The sequence below is a fragment of the Mesorhizobium sp. P2_C7 genome (assembly GCF_056404515.1).
Genome location: NZ_JBFUDW010000040.1, coordinates 1 through 3,245, shown reverse-complemented (window position 1 = coordinate 3,245; position 3,245 = coordinate 1). Strand labels below are relative to the sequence as shown.

Below are 3,245 nucleotides of genomic sequence, written 5' to 3'. Positions count from 1 at the left end.
CATCTATCTGGCGCTCTATCTGCGCATGATGCGTGCCGGCATGGCAGAAGTCTGGCGGCTAGATTTTGTGCTGGCCGCCCGCGCCAAGGGGCTATCCCGCCGCCGCATCGTCCTCGCCCACGTCGCCCGCAACGCACTCTTGCCACTGGTCACCATGCTCGGGCTGCAATCGGCGCAAATGCTCGGCGGTAGCGTCGTCATCGAGAGCGTCTTTTCCGTGCCCGGCCTCGGCCGGCTGGCGCAGGAAGCGGTGGCCGCGCGGGACACTCCCCTACTGCTCGGGATTATTCTCACCAGCGCCGTCCTGGTCATCGTCATCAACCTGCTCGTCGACATCGCTTATGCCTTTCTCGATCCGCGCGTCGACGCCGGCGAGGCCGGCACATGAGCCCGCTCCGCCGTTTTCTGCGCACACCCGAGGCTGTCGCCGGCGCCATCCTCCTGGCGGCGCTGATTGCCATGGCGCTGTCGGCACCGCTGCTGTTTCCCGGCGACCCGCAAGCCATCGCCGGGCCGGCACTGCTGCCGCCGTTTCAGGACTGGTCGCTGCCGCTCGGCACTGATCGCCTCGGTCGTGACGTGCTGGCCGAGCTGTTCCATGGCGCCCGCACCTCGCTCGCCGTCGGGCTGGCGGCAGCGGCGGCGGCCCTCGCCATCGGCTCCGTGGTTGGCACGCTGGCCGGCTTTGCCGGTGGCCTCGTCGACGAGGCGCTGATGCGCATCACCGACGCTTTCCAGACCGTGCCGAGCTTCCTGTTGGCGCTGGCCTTCGTCAGCGTCGTTGGACCGTCGCTCGGCATCGTCGTGATTGCCATCGCGCTCGGCACCTGGACCGGCCCCGCGCGTGTCGCCCGCGCCGAGGTCCTCTCCATTCGAGAGCGCGATTATGTTGCCGGTGCCAGGGTCATCGGCATGCATCCGCTGGCGATCGCTTTTCGCGAAGTTCTGCCCAACGCCTTGCCGCCGGTGCTGGCCATGTCCTCGGTGATCGTCGCCGCCGCGATCCTCACCGAGGCAGCCTTGTCCTTCCTTGGCCTGGGCGATCCCAACAGGGTGACCTGGGGCGGCATGATCGCCGAGGGCCGCGCCGTGCTGCGCACCGCGCCCTTCCTGTCGATCGTCCCGGGCATTGCACTGGTGCTGACGGTACTGGGTGTCTATCTCGCCGGTGAAGGCATCGTCGAAACGACAGCCGTAAGAAGAGGCCTGTCGTGACCACACTGGCTTCGATCCGCGACCTGACGGTGACCTACCGCCGCGATGGCAACGAGGTCGCGGCGTTGAAGACTATCAACCTCGACATCGTCGCCGGCGAACGCCTGGCCATCATCGGCGAAAGCGGTTCGGGCAAGAGCACGCTGGCATTGGCGATTGCCGGGCTGATGCCGCGGTCTTCCCGGATTGAAGGCCGCATTGACTGGCTCTTGCCATCGTTGCCATCCTCTGGTGCCAAGGCGCCCCTCGGCGGCCGAGACATCGGCTTCGTCTTCCAGGATCCGTCCGCCAGCCTCGATCCCGTCATGACTGTCGGCAAGCAGATCGCGGAAGTGGCATACACCCATCTCGGCCTGACATGGCCGCAGGCGTACGCGAAGGCAAAGAGCCTGCTTGAACGCGTCCGCCTGCCGGACCCGGACGCGGCCCTACAGGGCTTCCCGCATCAACTCTCCGGCGGCCAGAAGCAGCGTGTGGCGATCGCAGCCGCGATTGCGGCGGGTCCGAAATTGCTGATCGCCGACGAGGCGACCAGCGCGCTCGACACCATCGTGCAGGCCGAGATCGTCGCTTTGATACGGAGGCTGGTGGCAGAGGACGGCATGACGCTGCTGTTCATCAGCCACGACATCGCGCTGGCGGCCGAGCTCGCTGAACGCATTGCCGTATTCCGTCATGGTGAACTGCTCGAGCTCGGAATGACGGCACAGATCGTTGGTGCGCCAACCCAAGCCTATACGCGCACGCTGCTCGACGCTCATATCGCCCTCGACGCCGCGCCGCTGCTCAACCGAGCCGGGCTCGACGCATGAGCTTGCTCACGGTTTCCAACCTCACCAAGAGCTACCGTCGCGGCGGCAAGACCATTGCTGCCGTCGACGATGTCTCCTTTCATATCGACCCCGGTGAAACGCTGGCGCTGGCCGGTCCGTCCGGCAGCGGCAAATCGACGATCGCGCGGCTGTTGCTGCGGCTGATCGAACCGGATGCTGGCCGTATCGAATTCGAAGGCAATGATTTCCTGGCTTTGAGTGGCGCAGCACTCCGGGCGCGACGCGCCCGCCTGCAGATGGTGTTCCAGGACCCGCTTGCCGCCTTCAACCCGCGCGCCACGGTGGCGCGTGTGCTCGACGACCCCTTACGTATCCATGGCATCGCCGCCCGCGCCGAGCGCCCACGCCGCATCGCCGCCTTGCTGGAGCGCGTCGGGCTGACCGCAGATCTCGCCCCGCGCGCCATCCATGAAATTTCCGGCGGCCAGCGCCAGCGCGTCGCCATCGCACGCGCCATCGCATCAAAGCCGTCGCTGATCGTGCTCGACGAGGCGGTGTCGGCGCTCGATGTCTCGGTGCGTGGGCAGATCCTCGAATTGCTGCTCGACCTGCRACGCCAGGAACGGATCGCCTATGTCTTCATTTCACATGATCTCGGCGTCGTCCGGGCGATCGCCCACCGCGTTGTCCTCCTCGAAGGCGGCCAAATTGCTGAGAGCGGCGATGCCCGGACCGTCATCGACGCGCCGCAATCTGCCATCGGCAAGGCGCTGGTGGCAGCCGCGCCAAGATTGAACAGGATTCGACCATGACCCCGAACCGAAGGACCGCGCCGGCGAAAAGCGAGATCCGGCTTTCGGGACAAGACAATGGTCGAACAACAAGCCAGGACCCAACATGACCAACCCCGAAACAAGAGCTGAAAGACTGTCGCGCGAACTCGATTCCGCCTTTCGCAACCGTGCCGATCTCTATCGTCTGCTACTCGAAGAACTGACTGGAGAGCTCGGTGCGGAACGAGCCGAAGCGATCATGATCCGCGCCATCGAACAGCGCGGCAAGGAAGTGGCCGCAGCCGCCTTCGCCAGCTTCGGCGCCAACGATGCACGCGCGATCGGCGAAGCCTTCCTGGCCATCAGCCCTGACGGCGGTCGCATGTATCCGACCGATGTCGAACGCAGCGATAACCGCATCGCCTTCAAGGTCAGACGCTGCCCGCTGAAGGACGCCTGGGTCGAGGCCGGGCTCAGTGACGAG

The 3,245-nt window shown here is 65.8% G+C and carries 5 protein-coding genes; all 5 read left to right on the top strand.

The window, feature by feature from the left end; all coding sequences use genetic code 11:
* Nucleotides 1–388, top strand: a 388-nt coding sequence (locus tag AC1D2G_RS34375) for an ABC transporter permease (protein ID WP_477419635.1), incomplete at its 5' end; no start/stop codon positions are given.
* Nucleotides 385–1,215 carry an ABC transporter permease gene (locus AC1D2G_RS34370; RefSeq protein WP_477419633.1) on the top strand — a complete coding sequence of 277 codons (831 nt, stop codon included), beginning with the start codon at nt 385–387 and terminating at the stop codon, nt 1,213–1,215. The genes AC1D2G_RS34375 and AC1D2G_RS34370, both read left to right, overlap by 4 nt.
* Nucleotides 1,212–2,027 carry an ABC transporter ATP-binding protein gene (locus AC1D2G_RS34365; protein ID WP_477419631.1) on the top strand — a complete coding sequence of 272 codons (816 nt, stop codon included), beginning with the start codon at nt 1,212–1,214 and terminating at the stop codon, nt 2,025–2,027. Before AC1D2G_RS34370 ends, AC1D2G_RS34365 begins: the two co-directional genes overlap by 4 nt.
* The gene (locus AC1D2G_RS34360) at nt 2,024–2,800 is read left to right on the top strand and encodes an ABC transporter ATP-binding protein (RefSeq protein ID WP_477419629.1); all 777 of its coding nucleotides are present in this window, start codon (nt 2,024–2,026) and stop codon (nt 2,798–2,800) included. The genes AC1D2G_RS34365 and AC1D2G_RS34360 overlap by 4 nt, the downstream gene beginning before the upstream one ends.
* 85 nt (nt 2,801–2,885) lie before the next feature.
* Nucleotides 2,886–3,245: L-2-amino-thiazoline-4-carboxylic acid hydrolase (locus tag AC1D2G_RS34355; RefSeq protein WP_477419627.1), on the top strand; the 360-nt coding region annotated here is incomplete at its 3' end.